The organism is Gymnodinialimonas sp. JB5-7, from assembly GCF_055693405.1.
Window position 1 is genome coordinate 1,967,895 of the sequence record NZ_JBVFUX010000012.1, and the last position, 20,193, is coordinate 1,988,087.

A 20,193-nucleotide genomic window follows, 5' to 3' on the forward strand; every position below is an offset into this window, starting at 1 on the left:
GGCTGCCTTCGACTGTGTTGGCCGAGGGGCATGGCCTGAAGACCGCTCTTAAAGTCAGGACCTTGAAGCCGAGCAGCGTAGCAAAAACGGACTGGCTTGCCGAAGGATCTGAGGCAGCCGACTATACGGTGAATTCAATAAATCTGTTACATCCGCACCGCATGTTCGCGCCATTGAAATAGCAATGGCGATGCCAAATCCCCAGGCGTTATGCGTTTTGCGCACCACTTCAGCCAAAAGCACTGTTCACCGCGTGGCGCGTTCGGGTGTCACTCATACGTCCCAGGGCATACCCGCGAAGCGCTGACCGACCAACAAGAAGGGTAGTCGAGGCAAGCTCGTGGACCGCTTTCAGCAAGCTACGCCGAGATGCCCATGCCCAGTGTTAGCCATACCCCTTTCGGAGCTCCCCCTTGCGAACGCAGACATGAAAAAGGCCCTCGCAAGGAGGGCCTTTGATTTCAGTCCATTTGCCTTCAATTTGGTCGCGCTTCATAGCGCCTCTCCTTGGAACGTGGTTGCGGTTTGGTGGGACGAGGACATCAGTTAGATGCGATATCGTCGTTCTCAGGCGGTGTGATTTCGAGGCCGGGTACGGTCACGGTCTCTTCGGTGATTTCGACCGAGCCTACTTCGGCGTCGAATTCCGGTAGATTGCCGCCTTCCATGGTGACGTCCGGCAATGTCGCTTCTTCAGTCTGATCGATGTCGATCATGTAGATGCCAACAACGGCAACGATCGCGGCGGTGGCAATGGCGAGAATGGTTCCGGTTTTCATATCTCAATCTCCTCCGGTTCTTACCAGACAACGGGGTTTCGAACAGAAGGTCCCAAGACTTTTTTGCAGTTAAAACAAATTCTTAAAAGAAAAGAGGCGAACGGTCACGAGGTTGAACCGTTCGCCCCTTTCGGGCATCTCGCGATGCGGTTGGCGTCAGCTTCGTCCACTAATGGCCCGCGCCATCGGTTTACAGGGCCACAACATCCTCGGTGCGAAAGGGCTCATTCAGAAGGTGAAAACCGTATTTCGCTGCATCGTCGTATCTGTGTTCGTCCTCGAGCAAGACAATCGGTGTGCCTTTGCGAACCCATGCGTCGAATTGCGGTGCCGACAACGTGCGTTCGAGACCGCCTGACGCAATAACCAGGGCGGCCGTGTCTTCCATGATCTGGGCGCAATCCCGGGCCGTTGGTCGTGACAGGCGCCGGCCTCGCTTGGATGGCATTGAAAGCTGCCACGCGTCGCTCTGGCTCGTGCGTCGGCTACGATGAAACCGCTCACCCAACCGTCACAGGATTTCGGCAGCCAACGCCGCAAATGGCTGGCTTCGATGCCCGCCTGGCCGCCGCAGACTGCGCGATCAAAGCCGATCAATCCGACAGTATTTTGGAAGGAGGCAATTCGATGACCGATGAAACGCACAACAACACCCGTTTGGACGCTGCCAAGGGCCATCTGTATGATACAGCCGCAAACCTGCACTCCCTCCATGGCCCCGCGCAGGCTATCGAACAGGGTTCTCATCTCGGACCAGATGATCGGGGCGTTGCGGATGGCCTCACTGATTGTCGGCTCCACGATCAGGTAGATCAGCGCAACTGCACACAAAAAGACCGCCATGATCATCATGGCGGCTGCTGCACTTGGAATGCGCCATCGGTCCAGCACGTTGCAAAACGGGGCGAGGACGATGCCCAAAACAATTGCGCTGATGATCGGTGCAAATAGCCCCTGCGCCTGGTCCAGAATGACAAAGAGCATGAGGACAACCACAGCGATTAGCGCCAGGTTGCCAATTCTTGCAGAGGAGAGGGATCTGTTCATTGGAGCGGAACGCAGACCGCGCTCTTTCAGTTCCATAATTCTCTGGTGCGACCCTGCCTTTCTTGATCACTCCCTGTCTGCGCCACCGTTCAATATCATCTAATGAAACGCCGCCAGATCCCGCGTTGGCGGGGTCGACGTTTGGCGCGGTCAAAGTGCTCGGGGAAGCGCGGGGCCTTTGGGTCACAGACTGAAGGCGGATTGGACAGCGTCGCGTGTGGTTTCGGATTTGCGGGCCTCGAAACTGATTTGTCCGCGTTGCATCACGTAGAACTGGTCGGCGAGGTTGAAGGCGAAGTCGAAATATTGCTCGACCAGGACAATCGCCATTTCTCCCTCGTCACGGAGTTGCGCGATCACGCGACCGATCAGTTGGATGATGTTGGGCTGAATACCCTCGGTCGGTTCATCCATCAGCAAAACCTTGGGGCGGGTCACAAGGGCGCGGCCAATGGCGAGTTGCTGTTGCTGGCCGCCCGAAAGGTCGCCGCCGCGGCGTTTCTCCATGTCTTTCAGGACCGGGAAGAGCTCAAAGATCCGGTCGGGGACGACGCGCTCGGATTTGGGGAGGCAGGCCAGGCCCGTTTCCAGATTCTCGCGCACGGTCAGGAGCGGGAAGATCATGCGGCCCTGCGGGACATAGCCGATGCCGAGGCTGGCGAGCTGATGGGCCGGGCGCTTTGCGATGGAGGTGCCGTGGAGCGCGACATCGCCGCCCGATATCGGGTGGGTGCCGGAGATCGCGTTCAGGAGCGAGGTCTTGCCGACCCCATTAGTGCCCATGATGCACGTCACTTCCCCAACCTTGGCCTCGACCGACAGGCCATTGAGGATCTGGCTTCCGCCGTAGTGAAGGGTCAGGTCTTTTGTCTGCAACATCGCCTAGCGCCCCAGATATACGTCAATGACCCGTTCATCTTTCATGACGTGGTCCAGTGAGCCTTCGGCGAGAACGGAGCCTTCGTGCAGAACCGTGACACGGCAGTCGAGCCTTCGGACGAATTCCATATCGTGTTCGACAACCACGACGGCATGGGTTTCTGCCAATCGTTTGAGAAGCGTGGTTGTGTGTTCACGCTCTTCGCTTGTCATGCCCGCGGCGGGTTCGTCGACCAGCAGAAGCTTGGGGTCTTGGGCCAGAAGCATCCCGATCTCCAACCACTGCTTTTGCCCGTGGCTGAGGATGCTTGCCATATCAGACAGCCGGTCTGTCAGGCCGATTTCGGCGGCAATGTCTGCAATGCGGGTGCGGTCGGTTTCGGTGACGCGGTCAAAGATGGCAGAGACCGGCCCGCGGGGCTTTTTCAGGGCGACCCGCAGGTTGTCCCAAACGGTTTGATCCTCGAACACGGTGGGGCGTTGGAATTTGCGGCCAATGCCTTCCTGTGCGATCTGCGCCTCGGACTTGGTCAGGAGGGAGCGGCCGAGATCCCCCCAGCGCACGGTGCCTTCATCGGGTCTAGTTTTGCCCGTGACAATGTCCATAAACGTGGTTTTGCCCGCGCCGTTGGGGCCGATGATGGCGCGCAGTTCGGGCAGGCTGATCTCGAAGCTGAGATCGTTGATGGCCTTGAACCCGTCAAACGTGACGGAGATGCCCTGGACTTCCAAGAGGCTGCTCATGTCCTGTCCTTCCGCACGATGTAATCAACCAGACCGCCCAGACCCTTGGGGGCAAAGAGTGTGACCAGCACAAAGCCCAGACCCAGCAGGACTGGCCACCAATCGACCCACTCGATTGCGAAGAGACCGAGGTTGATGTCAGGGGCGCGCCCGCCGGTGAAGTAGGTCGACAGAAGTGAGACGACCGCCGCCCCGATTACGGCACCATAGAGCCGCCCGCGCCCGCCGATGGCCACCCAGACGGCCAAGTAGATTGAAGCGATGGGCGCGATCTCGTCTGGGTTGATGATGCCGGCTTGCGGGTAATAGAGCGCGCCTGCAATGCCGCAGATCATGCCGGTCAGGGTGAAGACGAAGAGTTTGTAGGCTTCGACCTTGTAGCCGAGGAAGCGGACGCGCTGTTCATCATCGCGGATGCCTCGGACGATGTTGCCGAACTTGCCTGAGACCAACCAGGCCGCGCCGATATAGGTGAGCCCTAAGGCTGCGGCAGAGGCCCAGAAGAACCAGATGGAGATACGATCCTGGCCAATCGCCTCGGCACCGGGGATGTTCTGCAGGCCCGACAGGCCGTTATTGCCGCGCAGGCCGGTGTCGTTCTGGAACAAGTACAGCGACAGGGCCAACGTCATGGCCTGGGTCAGGATCGAGAGGTACACGCCAGTGACGCGGCTGCGGAAGGCAAGCCAGCCGAAGACCAGCGCCAGAAGGCCGGGGACAAGAACGATCAGCACCAGCGACAGGAACAGGCTGTCGGAGGCGGCCCACATCCATGGCCAATCCTCGCCACCGACGACTGAGAAGATTTGCAGGGCGGTGGCGTCGCTGACCTCAACCTCGGTCGGTGGGATGACCTGGTTGGCAAGGTTGGCGCGGACCACGGCTTCGGTCCGCGCTGTCATCAGCCACATGCCGATGCCGTAGCCGCCAAGCCCGAAAAACGCGAAATGGCCAAGCGAGAGGATACCGCAATAGCCCCAGACCAGATCCATCGCCAGTGCTGCGAGGCAAAGGCAAAGGGTCATCCCCAGCACCTTGGTAAAGCTGACTGATATGGCGCCGGTTCCATAGGCCTCGGACATGACGGTCACGCCAAGGGCGAAGGCGGCAAGTATGGCGATGAAGATGGGGACGGAGCGATTGCGTGTCATGCCCTCAATCCCCCGCAGCACGGCCGCGGAGCGCGATGATACCGCGCGGTCGGAACTGGATGAAGAGGATCACGAACAGGATCATGTAGGTTTGCGCGGCCAGCGTGTTGGTTGGGTTCAACCACTCGATGGCCTTTTGCAGTGATCCGATCATGCCCGCCCCGATCAGTGTGCCGAAGATGTTGCCGACGCCGCCCACCACAACGGTCATGAAGCTTTGCACGATGTAGTTCGCACCCATGTCGGGTGTGACCTGCGCGAAAAGGCCGATGGCGACGCCCGCCACGCCCGCGATGCCTGAGCCCAGGCCGAAGGTCATCATGTTGATGCGGTCAGGATTGATGCCCATGGAGGCCGCCATGGCGGGGTTTTGCGTGACGGCGCGGACCTCCAGCCCCAGCCGGGTACGGTTGAGGATGAGCCAGAGCAGGACGAAGAAGATCACGCCCAGGATGAAGATCGCAATGCGGATCGAGGAGATGGAGATGACGTCGTTCACGGTGACCGCACCGGCCAGCCAATCGGGCGGGGTGAAGGGGCGGGCCTGCGTGCCGAAGATCTGGCGGATGATCTGTTGCAGCGCGATGGAAATGCCGAAGGTCGCGAGCAGCGTTTCCAGCGGGCGGTGGTAGAGCCAGCGGATGACCGAGCGTTCCATCAGAACGCCAAGCGCGAAGGTCACAAGGAACGCAAGCGGCAGGGCGACGGCAATCGAAAGCGTGTAATCCGCGATCAAGGTTTGCACGACATAGCCGGTATAGGCGCCGATCATGATGAATTCCCCATGGGCCATGTTGATCACACCCATGACGCCGAAGGTGATGGCGAGACCGATGGCAGCCAGAAAGTAGATCGACGCCAGCGAAATGCCGTCGAGCGACAGGTCGAAGAAGCGATAGACGCCGACGCGGGACTCAATACTGTCGAGCGTGGTGCGCGCAGCCCGTGTCACGGCGGCGGAGGGTTCGGTATAGGCATCAAAGAAGGTGTGGGCGGCGAGGGCTGCATCGACCTCAGCCGAGGTGGGGATGGGTTCGGCGAGGTTTGCGTCGACCAGGGCGGCGTAAGCCGTGTCGCGGGCCTCTTCAGAGTTGAGCGTTGCGACCGGCACGCCGCCGACGCGCCCATCCACGATATTGGCGGCAAGCACATCGCGCTGTTCAGCGCGGGAGATCAGTGGCGGGGCGAGGTCAGACTGCACTAGCATAGCATAGGCGTCATCGCGGCTGAGGGCAGGGCTGCCCGGTTCCAGGATTGCGGCGATATTGGCCTCTTCGGGCAGCGCTTCGGCCACGCCCCGGCGGGTGGACAGAATGCGGTTCAACGTGGCGCGTGCATCGAGGCTGACATTGCCGTCGAGCGTGCGGATCGCGTCGACGCGGGTTTGATCGTCTTCGGCAAAGGCAATGATCAGGCCGGGCAAGGCAACCTCCAGCCGGGCGCGGATCGCGGGGTCTTCCTCGGCCTCCAGCCGCGCCTCGACCAAAGGCAGGTAGCTTTCCTCAGGATCGTCGGCGATGGCATCCAGCGCTTCGAGGCGAACGGCTGGATCGTCCGCCCCCAGCTGGAATTGCACCAGCGCCCCGCCGATCACCCGGCGCACACCGCCATTTGGGCGCAACTGCGTGATTTCGCGCGACCCTGCCGTGCCGACGGCCTCGCCCGTTGAAATGTCGAGAAGGACAAGCGGATCGGCATCTTCATCCTCGACATAGACAAACAAACCATCCGCATCGCGCTGATAGGCTTCGCGGTTCTGCCAGCGGGTCAGAAAGCCGGGCAGATCGGGGTGGCCCGTGGCCACCAGCGCATCGAGCGTTTCGCCGACGGTGCGCCGCGACGGGTCTGCGATCTGTTCGGCATGGTCTTGGAGGATGTCTTGCAGCGACAGGTCTTGTGCCTGTGCGGCTGGCGTCAGGAACAGCGAAATCGCCACGATAATGGCGATGCGGAGAAGGTGTTGCATATGGTGCGGCCTGCTCAGGGGGTCGTGATGGCGGGCCGCGTCAAAGCGCAGCCCGCCGCAAGAAAGGCGATCAGTAGTTCGACTGAATCTGAACGCAGGTCTCGGTTTCGGTGTTGTACATGCCGCATTCCAGACCCGGCCAATCGCTGACCAGAACCGCCGATTCCGGGAGGAAATCGGTCCAGGCGTCACCCGGAACAGGGTCGGTCTGGGAAATGATCGAGAACTGGCCATCCGCCTCGATCTCACCGATCAGGACCGGCTTTGCGAGGTGGTGGTTGGGCAGCATGACTGCGGTGCCGCCGGTCAGGTTCGGAACCTCAAGGCCGTACATCGCCTCACGCACCGCGTCGACGTCCGTGGTGCCCGCAGCCTCCACAGCCTGAACCCACATGTTGAAGCCAATATAGTGGGCTTCCATCGGGTCATTTGTGGGGCGGTTTTCATCGCCGATGAACTCATGCCAGGCGCTGATGAACGCCTCATTCTCGGGGGTGTCGGCGGACTGGAAGTAGTTCCACGCGGCCAGGTGGCCGACCAAGGGGCCAGTATCTAGACCAGCAAGCTCTTCTTCGCCCACGGAGAAGGCCACCACGGGGATGTCATCGGCTTCGATGCCCGCCGCGGCGAGCTCGTTATAGAAGCCGATATTGGCGTCACCGTTGATGGTGGAGATTACGCCAACCTGCTGCCCGCCTTCGCCAAGGGCCTGAACGTCGGCGACGATCGAGGACCAGTCGGAATGACCGAAAGGGGTGTAGTTGACGAAGATGTTTTCCTGCGGGATGCCCGCATCGAGCAAGTATTGCTCAAGAATGCGGTTGGTCGTGCGCGGGTAGACATAGTCGGTGCCCAGAAGCGCGAAGGTTTCAACGCCTAGCTCTTCCAGGAAGTAGTCGACGGCCGGGATCGCCTGCTGGTTGGGCGCAGCACCGGTGTAGAACACGTTGCGGGAGCTTTCTTCACCCTCGTACTGGACGGGGTAGAACATCAGCCCGTTCAATTCTTCGATGACCGGCAGGACCGACTTGCGCGACACGGAGGTCCAGGCGCCGAAGATCACGTCGACTTCATGCACGGTCAGAAGTTCCCGCGCGCGTTCGGCGAACAGCGGCCAATCGGAGGCTGGATCGACGACAACCGGCACGATTTCTTCGCCCAGAAGGCCGCCGGCAGCGTTCTGTTGTTCGATCAGCATCAGCATAACGTCGCGCAACGTGGTTTCGGAAATGGCCATCGTCCCGGTCAGGGAGTGCAAGATTCCAACACGGATTTCTGCGGATGCAGCATGGGCAGACACCAACGACAATGCGCTGGCGAGAAGTAGTTTTTTCATGTGAGCCCCCTCAGGCGTATACAAGTATTTCGCGCGTGCAGCGACATGGATACGGATTGGGGTGTTGTTGTCTGCCATTTGTTTTGCAGCTCTGTTGTGCGTTTTTTGCACCACCCCTATAAGTGCCTTATGCGGCACCTAAAAATGTATCGGGCGATCCAGATGATCCATCGCTGTGGCTCGATCCGACGGGCGGCGCAGGAATTGGCTGTCTCCCCTTCGGCGCTGAATCGATCTGTGCAAGCTTTTGAGGAAGAACTGTCGTTCACGGTGTTCCAGCGCACGGCCTCTGGCGTTGAATTGTCCGAAGCGGGTGAGTTGCTTTTGGACGTGATCGACCGCCATTTGATCGAATTCGGCGAGTTGCAGCGGCAATTGGGCCGCTTGCGCGATGGCGAGACAGGAGAGTTGCGGATCAGCGTGGGCAGTGATCTTCTGGCAGGCCACCTCTCCGCCGCGATCACCGATATGGAAACGGCCCATCCGGGCTTCACGCTCGAAGTCCGGTGTGAGGATGGCATTGAAAGCTTGCGCCAGCGGCAGGTGGACCTCGCCTTGCTGACAAACCCCGCCACCGACGACGCCACCGAAGTTGTGCACGCCCAATTGCTGCGCCTGCGCGCGTGGAAAAGTGAGGGGCAAATTGCAGTGCCTTCGGGCTTGTGGGATCTTGCGAAGGCCCGCGTTCTACTGCCGCCGGAAGGAACCGGATCCCGAATTGCGCTGAGCCATCTGCTGCGCCGAAATCGGCTTGAACTCAATGCGGTCTCATCCCTGCCTGCGTCGCAGGCCGTGGACTATCTTCAGCACACCGATCGTATCGCCATCTTTCCAGACGTCCTTCAGCCTAATGCGTACGGCCCAATGAAGATTGCCCCACTGCCGCTTGATCTGGGTGCCGTGCAATTTTGTGTCCTCAGATCCGCGCGCGTGCCGATGACCCGGGCGGCACAGCTTTTTCTGACGGGGCTGCAGTTGAAATTGTTGGATGTTGCTGCGGAGTGACCGAGGCTGGTTTGGCGAAACCTCTATCTGAATCGGGCCGTGTCTGGCCTACAAAAAGCGCAGGCGGTGTTTTTGTAGAAGATCGACGATGATCTTCTTCGCTTCGCGGCGGTGATCGCGGTGGGTTTCCCGCGCGGTCTTGGCGTCGCCGTCCTTAATTGCCTGATAAACGCGGCGATGGTCTTCGTTTGATTTCGTGGGCAGAGGGCGCATGAACAAGGTGGTCATCCGGGCGCGGCGAACCTGATCGCTCATCATGTGGACGATGCTCATGATCCGTTCGTTGCGGCCCAAGCGGACCAGTTCTGCGTGGAACCGATCATCGGCATTGGCCCACGCATCCAGATCCGATTGGGCGATTGCGATGTCCATATCGTCGATGGCCTTTGCGAGATCCTTTAACTCATCCTCATCCAGATCGGCCTGCGCGGCGCGTTCAGCGGCAAGGCTCTCCAACTCGGTCAGAATATCGTAGATCTCGGCCATGTCTTCCGGTGCCAAGGGGCGGATGCGCACGCCCTTGCGGGGGCGCATCTCCAGCAAGCCCTGGCTTTCCAACATAAGGACGGCTTCGCGCACGGGGGTGCGGGACATATTCAACTGTTCGGCAAGCTCGGATCTCGAGATGGTCTGACCCGGCGGCCAGTTCGCCCGCGAAAATCTTTTGGCGCAATTCATGCAAGGCACGCTGAGAACTGGACGCAGGTTTGTCGGACATGGATCGTTACGCTCGCTTCACGGCCTGTTTTTGCCCGGTCGCAGCAGAGGCATAGATCGTCTCTTCGATGCGCCGGACGGTCAGATAGCTTTCGGCCCTGTTCTCAATCGGTTCGCCGTCCAAGACGCCAGAAACCACATGGCTTTGCAAGGCGTGAACGCAATCGCCGCCAAAGCCCTCATGCGTATCGGGCGGGCAGATGATCGTCTCCGATTGATCGCCAAAGCGTCGCAGTGCAACAGAGCCATCCCCGCGGAGCAGCAGTGAGCCTTCCAATCCCTCGACCAACGCGTCGCCCATCGTGCGGCGCAAATTGTCGGCCCGGTGATCGAGAGTGCGGTTCCCGTCAAACAATGCGCGGACGCTGTTGGGATGTTCGAACAGGACGTAGCCCGCATCTTCGCCCGCAATGCACGGGTTGATGCGACGCAGATCAGCGAAGACCGCGACCGGATCACCAAGCAGGTATCGGAACGTATCGATGAAATGCACAGCCGTCTCGTGGATCAGGAAACGCTGCATATCGCGGAAATAAGGCTGCCGGTCGAGATAGGCGTCCGGGCCCTGGCCATCGCCGGGCCGGAAGCGAAAGCTGATCTGTTGGACGTCGCCGATTTGGCCTGCATCAAGGCTTTTCTTGATGGCGCGATACCACGGCTGGAAGCGAAAGTTTTCGTGGATGATGAGAGTGGCGCCGGCTTGGTGTGCCGCATCTGTGAGCGCTTCGGCCTCGGCCAGATCAAGGCCGAATGGCTTTTGGCAGATGATCCATTTGACGCCATTCGCAAGGGCTGACCGGATCACGTCAGCCTGCGCCATGGGAGGTAGGATGATATCCAGCAGGTCCGGGGCCGTTTCATCCAGCATCGCGCCGACGTCTGCGTAAGCCGGGCACCCCGTTGCGCGGGCCAAGGCAAGGTCATGGTCGCAGGACCCGACCAGATCGACACGCGCAAGCCGTGACCAGCTGTTGTAGTGGAACTGGCTGAAATAGCCCGCGCCAACACAGGCCACACGGAGGGACGCGCTTGCCGTCATAGGGCGTGAAGCACGGCGTTTGCCGCCTCAGACGTGCTGGCGGTGCCGCCAAGGTCGCGGGTCAGCACGTCGCCGCGCACGACAACCTGGTCAACGGCCTGCCGCAAGCGGTCGCCGTCAGCGCGCATCTCGGGGATGTCATGGCGCAGACCAAGCCAGTCCAGCATCATGGCCGCGGACAGGATCATCGCAAACGGGTTGGCCGTGCCCTGCCCGGCAATATCAGGGGCGGACCCGTGGCAGGGCTGAAAGACAGCATGGTCAAGGCCGATATCCGCTGAGGGCGCAAGGCCAAGCCCGCCCATAAGACCGGCACCAAGATCAGACAGGATGTCACCGAACATGTTCTCTGTCACCAACACGTCAAAGTCCCAGGGTTTTTGCACCATCCAAAGCGCCGTGGCGTCAACATAGGCATGATCTGCGGTGATCTCGGGGTGATGCGCCGCTTCGGCATCGAAAATCTCGCGAAAGAAGGCAAAGGCGCGGAAGACATTTGCCTTGTCGACGCAAGTGACCTTGCCGGGGCTTCGGCCTGTTTCTTTCCGCGTCTTCGCCAGATCGAAAGCAAAACGGAACAGCTTTTCCGAGACGCTGCGTGTGATCAGGAGCGTTTCCGTTGCTGCATCTTTTGTAACTTCGCCGCGGCCTTGCGAATAGAACAGGCCTTCGGTGCTTTCCCGGATCAGCACAAAATCGATCTCGCGATCTGCCGGCAGATTGAGTGGGCTGCGCTGGCCAGCCTTGACGGTCACGGGGCGGACGCCCGCAAACAGGGACAGCTCTTTGCGCAGATCAATCTGCGGTGAGATTTCCGTGCCATCGTCGTAGCGCACATCCGGCAATCCCATCGCCGAGAGAAGGATCGCATCGCAGCTGCGCGCCAGATCCATGGACGCTTGCGGCAGTGATTCTCCGGTCTGCGCATAGTGCGATGCGCCCGCGGGTGCGTCCTGGAATGTCAGCCCATAGGACTGCGCCGCCCAAGCCAAACGCTCCAGTATTTGAAGCGTTGGTTTCATGATCTCTGGCCCGATCCCGTCCCCGTGGAACACTGCGATATCAAGGGTCTTGGTCATTTGGGCCTCTTAGCGGATCAAAACGGAAAAGCGAACGTATCCGTTGATGAAGTTGACAACGTATCATTTAATGCATACGCAAATGAATGCAACATATATCAGCTTGCGTCTGGGAGGACGACCAAATGAACTTCAAACTCGGAAAACTGGCGGCTCTGGCCATTGCAGCGGCGGGGCTCGGCACTGTCGCCACTGCGCAAGAATACCCGTTCCGCGATATTACCACCGCCGTGGTTTGGGGCGCTGGCGGCGGCACCGACAGCATCAACCGGATGATCATGGCCGAGATGGAGGCGCATCTGCCCGTATCGATCAATGTCATCAACCAAACCGGTGGCGTCGCCGGATCCAACGGCATGGTCTATGTGATGAACCAGCCCGATGACGGCTACACGCTGGTGGGGCTGTCGGAATCAAATGTGACGGCGGCAGTTCAGGGCGGCTGGGATCAGCGCTTTGATTTCTGGTATCCGTTCATTGTTGGCGGATCGCCCGACCTGATCTCGGTGCCCGCAGACAGCCCCTACACAACGCTGGAAGAGCTGGTCGCAGCCGCGCAGGACGCGCCGGGAACCATTCCAGCGGCAGCTTCGGGTGCAGGCTCGATCCACCATTTGAACCTGTTGGCGATCCAAAATGGTGCGGATGTCGAATTCCTGTTCGTGCCCTATGATGGCTCCGCGTCCGGTCAGGAAGCGGCGATTGCGGGTGAGGTTGCGCTAGTCGTGACGTCGCTGGCGGAGCAGGCAGCATTGATCGAAGGCGGCATGCTGCGCCCACTTGCCATGCTGACCGAAGACAGTGCCGAGATTGCGGGCATCACCGTGCCGTCGGCGTTTGATATCTACGATGGCCTGGATGCGTATCTGCCGCTGATGCAGGCCATCGGGTTCGCCGTACATGACAGCGCATCGGACGAGGTGAAGGCGGCCCTTGGCGCAGCCTTTGAGGCAGCCATCGCGTCGGACGTCGTGGCCGAATGGGCGGCTGCGAACAACTACACTGTCGGCGGCCAATACGGCGAAGAGGCGCAAGCCATCTTCTCAACGTTGGAGGCCAACTTTGCCTACACCCTGCAAGAGCTTGGCGCGACAACCGTTGATCCTGCCAGCCTGGGGATCGAACGGCCCTGATTTCTCAATCTGGAACGTGACATTCTGCGGCGCCGGGCTCCCCTGGCGCTGCATTTCTGAGCAAGGTGATGGGACGCTGATCCGATGAATGACCCGGCTGTTGAAGAAAGCCCCTCAAAACCGCGCCCACCGACGAAGACATCGCGATCTTGAGGGCGCGGGATTTCTGGGCGTCTTTGCTGCTGATAGGCCTGTCGGTCTTCTTCCTGTGGCGGACCCTGGATATTCCCCTTTTCGGCGGCAACCGGGCCGGGGTCTCGGGCGCGTCCTGGTACAATTCCGCCGCGATCGTGCCACTGGGAATTTTCACTGCCCTGCTGATCCTATCGCTGGTTCTGCTTCGGATTGCGATCAAGGCGGGTGGTGCGAAAACAGCTTTGTCCGCCATGGGGATCGGGTGGGACCGAACCGAGGCTGTGCGTTTCAGCACGATCGGGATCATCTTGTTTTTCTACATCGCCGGGCTGGTCCCGCGTGTCGATTTCATCGCCAGTAGTGGCCTGCTGATCACGGCGTTGATCTTCGGGTTTCACGGCGGGCGTGTGGCGCGCATGGTGCTGTGCGCTGCTGTTGTGGCGGCCTGCGGTGTCTACGCTTTCGTGGCCCACCTGTCGCAAGCGGAATGGGGCGCGCATGACGATGACGTCGTGACACTGGTTGCCTGGGCCGGGCTGACCCTCTGGGTGCTGATCTGCGGGCGCGGTGACCGGGTCTTGCGAGTCGTACCAGTGATTGCGGTCCTGACGCCGGTCATCCTGGTCTGCGCGATGGCCTTCGGGTTCCGGCAGAACGTGCCGAACCGGGGCGGCGTGATCTTTAGCCAGATCGAATATCATTACTACGTCACTCTCCGCCCGATCTGGAGGGAGTAAGAGATGGACTTCATCCTGACCCAGCTTTCGGGTTTTGGCGGGGCGCTTTGGGCGCTGATCATTGATCCGCTGACGTATATCTACCTGATTGTATCGGTCTTTCTGGGCATCACCTTTGGCGCCTTGCCCGGGCTGACGGCGACGCTGGCGGTGACCATCCTGACGGGGTTTTTCGGGAACAAGGTGCCGCTGGATTATTCGCTGATCGCTTTGCTTGGGGCCTATGTCGGCGCCATTTACGGCGGCAGTTATCCGTCCATCTTGCTCAATATTCCCGGTACGGCGGCCAGTGCGGCCACCGCGATGGACGGCTACCCCTTGGCCAAGGCAGGCCGGGGCGGGGAGGCGCTTGGCCTGACCACAACAGGCAGCTTCATCGGCACGCTGATCGGCACGCTCGCGCTATTGGTCTTCGTCTGGGTTCTGCTGTTGCTGTCCGAGAATATCGCAAGCCCTGAAAAGGCGCTTCTGGCGCTGTTTGGCATCCTGCTGTCCGGCACGCTGATGTCCGAGGATTTGGTGGTGAAGGGATGGATTGCGGGGCTGATTGGCCTTGCCATGGCCATGGTCGGGCTGGACCCGCTTTTGTCCGAGCCGCGCTATACATTCGGCTGGTCTTACATGCTGAGCGGCTTCCAGGTGGTGCCGGTTCTGATGGGGGCCTTTGCGGTGCCGCAGATCATCGAAGGTCTGCGCCACATGGATGCAGGCAAGATCACGGAGCTGAAGGGCCGCATCCTGCCCAACTGGCGCGCGGTGCGCCGGTACCTGCCGACCATCACCCGGTCGGGCGTGATCGGCACCGGTGTGGGCGCCTTACCCGGCGTGGGTGAGGATGTTGCAGGCTGGGTCAGCTACGGCGTGGGCAAATCCGTCAGCAAGGAAGGCCACAAATTCGGGAAAGGCTCGCTTGAGGGGCTGTTGTCGTCCGAGACAGCCAACAATGCCTGTATCGGCGGCGCGCTTATTCCACTTTTGGTACTCGGTATTCCCGGCTCCCCCCGGCTGCGGCGCTGTTGGGGGCGTTCAAGATCAACAACATCATCCCCGGACCAACCATCGACCCTGACATCATTTTGCGCGTTGTCGCGATCATGGTCCTGGCGTCGTTCACGATGTTCTTCATGGGGCTTTTCACGGCGAAGGTCTTTATCAAGATCCTGGCGATCCCGCGGACCGTTTTCCTGCCCATTGTCATGGTGCTGACGACCATCGGGTCGTTCAGTGTCGGCGGCGGTATCAATGACCTCTACCTGATGCTTGGCGTTGGATTTGTCGCCTATTTTATGAACCTGCTGAAGTTTCCCATCGCGCCGCTGGTCATTGGGGTGATTCTGGGCGGTTTGTTTGACGAGACCTTCCGCAGATCCTTGTTGATCTCGGGCGGGGATGTGATGGTCTTCTTCTCGCGCCCTGTGGCGGGGGTCCTGCTGGTCTTGAACATCAGCCTTGTCTTGAGCCAACTTCCTTTTGCCAAACGCGCCTTTGCGCGTCTTCGTGGAAAGACTGTCTGATGTATGTAGTAGCCGTGGACCTTGAGATTGACCTGGCTGAGGCGGAGGCCTTCATGGACCTGATGCTGGCTAGTGCCGAAACCTCGCGCACCGCGGAAGAAGGGTGCATTCGGTTTGACGTCTGCACCGATCCTGCGCGGCCGGGCAAAGTCTTTCTGTATGAGCTTTACACCGATCGGGCCGCCTTTGACGCCCATCTGGCGTCCGAGCATTTCCTTGCGTTCGATCAGGCGGTTGCCCCGCTGTTGCGTGCCAAGTCCATCCGGACATTCGCGGAGGTCCGCCCATGACCGAGTGGGAGGTCTACAGCCTGAAATACGCGGACCGGAACGCGCGCACGCGGGCGGACAGCTTCATTTTCGATGACAATCACGATGCACCCCATGCGATGGACTACTTCATCTGGGTGCTGCGCCGCGGGCCTGAGGTGATCCTTGTCGACACTGGCTATGATGCCGAAGAGGGCCATGCGCGGGGGCGCCCGATCCGCATGGACCCTGTGGCGGCGCTGGAGCCTTTGGGTCTTGCACCGGACGACATCACTGAGGTCATCGTCACCCATCTGCACTATGACCATGCGGGCGGGTTGCACCTGTTCCCGAACGCCACACTGCACCTTCAAGCCGCTGAAATGGCGTTCGCGACCGGCCCTTGCATGTGCCACGACACCCTGCGCATGCCATTCACGGCTGAGCATATCTGCGAAGCGGTGCGCCGGCTCTATTCAGGCAAAGTCATCTTCCACCACGGAGATGCGGAGATCGCGGATGGCGTGACCGTCCATTGCATCGGCGGCCATAGTCGCGGCTTGCAATGCGTGCGGGTGCGCACGCAAGCGGGCTGGCTGGTGCTGGCCTCGGACGCGGCGCATTTCTATGAAAATGTCTTCGCGCGGAAACCTTTTCCAATCGTCGTCGATCTGCAAAACATGCTCGACGGGTTCGACACATTGCACATGCTTGCCTCTGCCCCTGGCTTGATCGTTCCGGGCCATGATCCACTCGTCCGGGCGCACTTTCCGCAGGCGATGGCGCCGCATATACACCGGCTCGACCACGGGCCAAACAAGGTGATCACCACATGAAAATTGGCGTTATTGCGGATGATTTCACCGGGGCGTCCGATATTGCGCTGACGCTGGCCGAGGCTGGAATGCGCGTGGCCCAGTTTATCGGCGTACCCGAAGGGCCCAGCGACCCAACGCTGGAGGCTGGGGTCGTTGCGTTGAAATCGCGAACCGCACCGGTGCAGGACGCCGTCGCGCAATCGTTGGCGGCCTGTTCCTGGCTCAAGGCCCAGGGCGCTACGCAATTCATCTTCAAGATATGCTCGACCTTCGACAGCACGCCGCAGGGGAATATTGGCCCGGTCCTCGATGCATTGGCCGACCATCTTGGCGCCGGGGCCGTTATAGTGTGCCCGGCTTTCCCGGAGAACGGGCGCAGCGTTTATCAAGGCCATCTGTTTGTCGCGGACCGTTTGCTGAGCGAAAGCGGCATGCAGGATCACCCGCTGACCCCGATGACAGACCCGGATTTGCGCCGGGTTCTTGCCGCCCAAGCGGACCGCGCGGTGGGGCATATTCCAGCCAAAACCGTGCGTGACGGGCCAGATGCCATCCGGCGCGCGCTGGAAGTGCAGGCCCATTTGATCACCGATGCGATTGCCGACGAAGATCTGATCCAGATCGGCAGGGCCGCCAAGGGCGAAGCGTTGCTTTGCGGTGGGTCCGGCATTGCCTTGGGATTGCCGGCCAACTTTGGAATTGCGCCGCGGACCCCGGACTGGCCGGGCATTGCAGGGCCGGGGGCGGTATTCTCAGGCTCGTGCAGTGTGGCCACGCGCGGCCAGGTCGCCGCCTATTCTGCCTTGGCCCCCACCTTTCAGATTGACGCGGCAAAGGCGGTGAACAGCGAATACAATGTCGCGGACCTGGTTGATTGGGTCATGGCACAGGATCGGGCGCCGCTGATCTACTCGTCCGCTGATCCGGACGTGGTGCGGGCGGCGCAAGCCGCCTTTGGGGCAGGCGTGGCTGCTGACGCAATCGAAGGCTTGTTCGCAGCACTAGCACCCGCCCTTGTCAACGTCGGCATCCGCCGCTTGGTCGTGGCAGGGGGCGAAACCTCGGGCGCGGTCGTCTCGGGCCTTGGGGCCAAGGTCCTCAACATCGGGCCGCGCGCGGCGGCGGGTGTGCCATTGGTTGAAAGCGATGGCACAGCGCTGGCGCTGAAATCAGGGAATTTCGGTGGCCCGGATTTTTTCGCCGAAGCACTGGCGATGATGGAAGTCGCAAACTGATCTAGCGGGGCGCGGCATCTCGGTCGCGCCGATCTGGGCCAGGGTGATGCTGGTCTCAGCAGTCAGAACCGACCAAAGCTGCGCCAAACCCTCTTCCCCTCCAGCCGCAATTGCGAACTGCAGGATGCGCCCCAGAAAGGCGAAATTCGCGCCCTGCATATACGCCTTCACGACATCCTCGCCGCTGCGCAGGCCGGTGTCGAAGAACAGGGGGTAATCGGGGCCGACCGCCTCGCGGATCGCGGGCAGAACAGAGATGGGGGCAGGGGCGCTTTCCAGTTGCCGCGCGCCGTGGCTTGAAACCTGAATTGCGTCAACGCCCTCGGCCTTCAGTTGTCCGGCATCCTCGGGGTCCAACACGCCTTTGACGACCAGATTGCCCGGCCATGCATCCCGCAATTTCTTGAGCGTATCCCAATCCGCCTTGGCCCGGCTGGCCTTGCGGTCAAAGCTGAAGCCATTCATCCGGAAATTCGCCATATCGGGCTTGCCCGCCAGCAGCGAGGTGATGGACCACCGCGGGTGCAGCGCAAAATCGAGGAACTGCCAAGGGCCGATGCGGAAGGGCAAGGTGAAGCCGTGGCGTAACTCGCGGGGGCGACGGCCAACCTCCGGCACATCGACGGTCAGAACTAACGTCTCGTAGCCTGCCGACTTTGCACGCTCGACCAGTTTGAACGTCTCTGTTCCATCGCCCGAGAAGTAGAGCTGGAACCATGCATAGCCTTGTGCTTCTTCTATAATATCTTCCAGCGGCGTGGAGGATACGGTGGACACACCCAACGGCACCTCTTCGCGCGCCGCCAGGCGTGCCAGCATCAGGTCTGCGCCGGGGCCGGACAGATTGCACATCCCCATGGGCGAGATGCCGAACGGGGCCTTTGTTGTCTTGCCAAATAGGGTGGATGACAAATCCCGCTGACTGACATCGCGCAGAATGCGGGGCCGCAGGGTGAGCGCGTCAAAGGCGGCTCGGTTGCGATCCGCCCCCGTTTCCGCCCCCGCTGCGCCGTCGATATAGTCGAACACCATCCAGGGCAGACGCCGCTTCGCAATGCGCCGCGCGTCCGCGCTGGAATGGATTGCCGGGGCCATGTTAGCTGGCCACGGCTTTCATGAAACGGTCGCGGATGATGACCGGGTCCATCGTGATGACAGGCATCTTGGCATTGCCGCTGTCGCATTTCACGATCATCACGGTGCCTTTGCCGCTATCGAGGGCGGCTTGCAGCGCGTCGCCGGTATCCACATCCTGCACCTCGACCACGTTGTCACAGCCCGCCGCGCGCGCCATGCCCGCAAGGTCGGTCTTGCGACCCGTATAGGTGGGCTGATCGCCGGTGGACCCGTACGAGCCATTGTCGATGATCATCAGAATGTAGTTGTCCGGGCAATTGTTGCCGATGGTGGGCAGGGTGCCGAGGTTCGTCAGGACCGAGCCGTCGCCGTCGATCACGACAACCGGCTTGGGCTGCGACAGTGCGAGGCCAAGGCCGATGGACGACGCCAGACCCATGGTGCCGAGCATGTAGAAATTCGTCGGCTGATCGTCGATTGCATGCAGTTCCTGGGACGGAATGCCAATATTGCAGACAACCAGTTGGTCACGAAGGATGGGCGCGATCTCGCGCAGGATTTCGGAACGGATCATTGGTCGCCATAGCCTCCCCAGAAAGAGGCATCCGTCAGGATCGCCACGGGTTTGTTTGCCATAAAGGTGTATTTCAGGATTTCGTCGAACTCTTCCGCGTCCGATTCCTTGTGGAAATGGTAGGTCGGGATCAGCATCTGGTTCAGCAGGGCCTTTGTGTGCACGGCCATTTCCACCTGACAGGCAACCGGTTCGCGCAGCTCACCCCGGTACGAAATCAGGATCGGTAGCGGCATCCGGTAGTACTGCGTCAGCGTGGCAAGCGTGTTGATCGTCACGCCAATGGCGGTGTTCTGCATGATGATGGCCGGGCGCTTGCCGCCCATCCACGCCCCGGCGCACAGGCCCATCCCCTCGTCTTCCTTGTTCGACGGGATGTGGAAGATCTCGGGCCGGGCTTCGACTTCGTCGATCACCCCGGCCAGCTGTTTGCACGGCACGGTGGTGATGAAGGACACGTCGTTGGCGACGAAATCGTCAACGAGCTTCTTGGAAATGTTCACTTGTTTCGATGCTCCTGATGGCCCAAGCGGCGGGCTGTTGCGGTAAGACGGCTTAGACAGTGTCGCGCAGGACGTGGACCGCGCAATGGGCGTGGCGCACGACCCGCGATGCTGTGGATCCCAGAAGGAAATCGACAAGCTCAGGGCGGTGGGAACCCATGATGATCAGATCGGCCCCTTCGGCCTTGGCTGCATCAATGATCGTGCGCCCCCCATGGCCCTTCACGGCGACACCCTTGGCATTGGGCACATTGGCCATGCGGTCAGCCATTTTTGCCTGTGCGGCCTCAAACGCGGCGTTTGAGATATCGGCGTCGATCCAGGCGTTCACAGTTCCCTGCGGTTCCTCAAAGACATGGAGTGCCGTGATCTGGCCCCCGTCAGCCAAAAGACAGTGCGCCAGTTTCAGCGCCTGCGGTCCATAGCCGTGGTCGAGGGCCATTGCGATCATGATATGCTTATACATGGTGGCGGTGT

Annotated in this window: 20 protein-coding genes and 1 pseudogene; 7 read left to right on the forward strand and 14 right to left on the reverse strand. The window is 60.6% G+C overall.

Features of this window, described 5'->3' with window-relative positions; genetic code table 11:
- Window positions 1-542 precede the first annotated feature (542 nt).
- The 7 genes from ACZ1HK_RS18625 to urtA form a co-directional block, all read right to left on the reverse strand.
- Window positions 543-779, reverse strand: a complete 237-nt coding sequence (locus tag ACZ1HK_RS18625) for a hypothetical protein (protein ID WP_472629943.1) — start codon at window positions 777-779, stop codon at window positions 543-545.
- Between the two features lie 228 nt (window positions 780-1,007).
- Window positions 1,008-1,763 carry a hypothetical protein gene (locus tag ACZ1HK_RS18630; RefSeq protein WP_472629944.1) on the reverse strand — a complete coding sequence of 252 codons (756 nt, stop codon included), beginning with the start codon at window positions 1,761-1,763 and terminating at the stop codon, window positions 1,008-1,010.
- Window positions 1,764-2,009: 246 nt separating this feature from the next.
- Window positions 2,010-2,705, reverse strand: coding sequence for an urea ABC transporter ATP-binding subunit UrtE (urtE, locus tag ACZ1HK_RS18635; RefSeq protein ID WP_472629945.1), 696 nt, complete (start codon window positions 2,703-2,705; stop codon window positions 2,010-2,012).
- A gap of 3 nt (window positions 2,706-2,708) precedes the next feature.
- Window positions 2,709-3,449 (reverse strand): urea ABC transporter ATP-binding protein UrtD, encoded by a 741-nt coding sequence (urtD, locus tag ACZ1HK_RS18640; RefSeq protein WP_472629946.1) that lies wholly within the window; start codon window positions 3,447-3,449, stop codon window positions 2,709-2,711.
- Window positions 3,446-4,600 (reverse strand): urea ABC transporter permease subunit UrtC, encoded by a 1,155-nt coding sequence (urtC, locus tag ACZ1HK_RS18645; RefSeq protein ID WP_472629947.1) that lies wholly within the window; start codon window positions 4,598-4,600, stop codon window positions 3,446-3,448. The genes urtD and urtC overlap by 4 nt, the downstream gene beginning before the upstream one ends.
- 4 nt (window positions 4,601-4,604) lie before the next feature.
- Window positions 4,605-6,566, reverse strand: coding sequence for an urea ABC transporter permease subunit UrtB (urtB, locus tag ACZ1HK_RS18650; RefSeq protein ID WP_472629948.1), 1,962 nt, complete (start codon window positions 6,564-6,566; stop codon window positions 4,605-4,607).
- Window positions 6,567-6,636: 70 nt separating this feature from the next.
- Window positions 6,637-7,902, reverse strand: a complete 1,266-nt coding sequence (urtA, locus tag ACZ1HK_RS18655; protein ID WP_472629949.1) for an urea ABC transporter substrate-binding protein — start codon at window positions 7,900-7,902, stop codon at window positions 6,637-6,639.
- A gap of 129 nt (window positions 7,903-8,031) precedes the next feature.
- On the opposite strand from urtA, the gene ACZ1HK_RS18660 reads away from it, so the two are divergent.
- On the forward strand, window positions 8,032-8,907 hold the full coding sequence (locus tag ACZ1HK_RS18660; RefSeq protein WP_472629950.1) for a LysR family transcriptional regulator: 876 nt from the start codon (window positions 8,032-8,034) through the stop codon (window positions 8,905-8,907).
- 48 nt (window positions 8,908-8,955) lie between these two features.
- Here the strand turns inward: ACZ1HK_RS18660 and ACZ1HK_RS18665 are convergent, their stop codons facing one another.
- The 3 genes from ACZ1HK_RS18665 to ACZ1HK_RS18675 all read right to left on the reverse strand — a co-directional run bounded on the left by ACZ1HK_RS18665 (window position 8,956) and on the right by ACZ1HK_RS18675 (window position 11,742).
- A complete protein-coding gene (locus tag ACZ1HK_RS18665; protein WP_472629951.1) occupies window positions 8,956-9,501 on the reverse strand; it encodes a GntR family transcriptional regulator in 546 nt (181 codons plus the stop codon).
- 130 nt (window positions 9,502-9,631) lie between these two features.
- On the reverse strand, window positions 9,632-10,663 hold the full coding sequence (locus ACZ1HK_RS18670; protein ID WP_472629952.1) for a Gfo/Idh/MocA family protein: 1,032 nt from the start codon (window positions 10,661-10,663) through the stop codon (window positions 9,632-9,634).
- Complete coding sequence (locus ACZ1HK_RS18675; protein WP_472629953.1) at window positions 10,660-11,742, reverse strand: isocitrate/isopropylmalate dehydrogenase family protein; 1,083 nt, start codon at window positions 11,740-11,742, stop codon at window positions 10,660-10,662. The genes ACZ1HK_RS18670 and ACZ1HK_RS18675 overlap by 4 nt, the downstream gene beginning before the upstream one ends.
- Window positions 11,743-11,867: 125 nt before the next feature.
- On the opposite strand from ACZ1HK_RS18675, the gene ACZ1HK_RS18680 reads away from it, so the two are divergent.
- The 6 genes and pseudogenes from ACZ1HK_RS18680 to otnK all read left to right on the forward strand — a co-directional run bounded on the left by ACZ1HK_RS18680 (window position 11,868) and on the right by otnK (window position 17,562).
- On the forward strand, window positions 11,868-12,875 hold the full coding sequence (locus tag ACZ1HK_RS18680; protein WP_472629954.1) for a Bug family tripartite tricarboxylate transporter substrate binding protein: 1,008 nt from the start codon (window positions 11,868-11,870) through the stop codon (window positions 12,873-12,875).
- A gap of 176 nt (window positions 12,876-13,051) precedes the next feature.
- The gene (locus ACZ1HK_RS18685; RefSeq protein ID WP_472629955.1) at window positions 13,052-13,747 is read left to right on the forward strand and encodes a hypothetical protein; all 696 of its coding nucleotides are present in this window, start codon (window positions 13,052-13,054) and stop codon (window positions 13,745-13,747) included.
- A gap of 3 nt (window positions 13,748-13,750) precedes the next feature.
- Window positions 13,751-15,261: pseudogene (locus ACZ1HK_RS18690) on the forward strand (tripartite tricarboxylate transporter permease).
- On the forward strand, window positions 15,261-15,551 hold the full coding sequence (locus tag ACZ1HK_RS18695; RefSeq protein ID WP_472629956.1) for a putative quinol monooxygenase: 291 nt from the start codon (window positions 15,261-15,263) through the stop codon (window positions 15,549-15,551). The pseudogene ACZ1HK_RS18690 and the gene ACZ1HK_RS18695 overlap by 1 nt, the downstream one beginning before the upstream one ends.
- Entirely contained in the window at window positions 15,548-16,345 is a 798-nt protein-coding gene (locus ACZ1HK_RS18700) for an N-acyl homoserine lactonase family protein (protein WP_472629957.1), read from the forward strand. The genes ACZ1HK_RS18695 and ACZ1HK_RS18700 overlap by 4 nt, the downstream gene beginning before the upstream one ends.
- Window positions 16,342-17,562, forward strand: coding sequence for a 3-oxo-tetronate kinase (gene otnK / locus ACZ1HK_RS18705; protein WP_472629958.1), 1,221 nt, complete (start codon window positions 16,342-16,344; stop codon window positions 17,560-17,562). Before ACZ1HK_RS18700 ends, otnK begins: the two co-directional genes overlap by 4 nt.
- Here otnK and ACZ1HK_RS18710 read toward each other — a convergent pair.
- The 4 genes from ACZ1HK_RS18710 to ACZ1HK_RS18725 are packed head-to-tail and all read right to left on the reverse strand — an operon-like array spanning window position 17,497 to window position 20,182.
- Window positions 17,497-18,657: an alpha-hydroxy acid oxidase gene (locus tag ACZ1HK_RS18710; protein ID WP_472629959.1), complete on the reverse strand. Its 1,161-nt coding sequence runs from the start codon at window positions 18,655-18,657 to the stop codon at window positions 17,497-17,499. The genes otnK and ACZ1HK_RS18710 overlap by 66 nt on opposite strands.
- Before the next feature lies 1 nt (window position 18,658).
- Entirely contained in the window at window positions 18,659-19,213 is a 555-nt protein-coding gene (gene comE, locus ACZ1HK_RS18715; protein WP_472629960.1) for a sulfopyruvate decarboxylase subunit beta, read from the reverse strand.
- Entirely contained in the window at window positions 19,210-19,716 is a 507-nt protein-coding gene (locus tag ACZ1HK_RS18720) for a sulfopyruvate decarboxylase subunit alpha (protein ID WP_472629961.1), read from the reverse strand. Before ACZ1HK_RS18720 ends, comE begins: the two co-directional genes overlap by 4 nt.
- 52 nt (window positions 19,717-19,768) lie before the next feature.
- Window positions 19,769-20,182: a universal stress protein gene (locus ACZ1HK_RS18725; protein WP_472629962.1), complete on the reverse strand. Its 414-nt coding sequence runs from the start codon at window positions 20,180-20,182 to the stop codon at window positions 19,769-19,771.
- Window positions 20,183-20,193 lie beyond the last annotated feature (11 nt).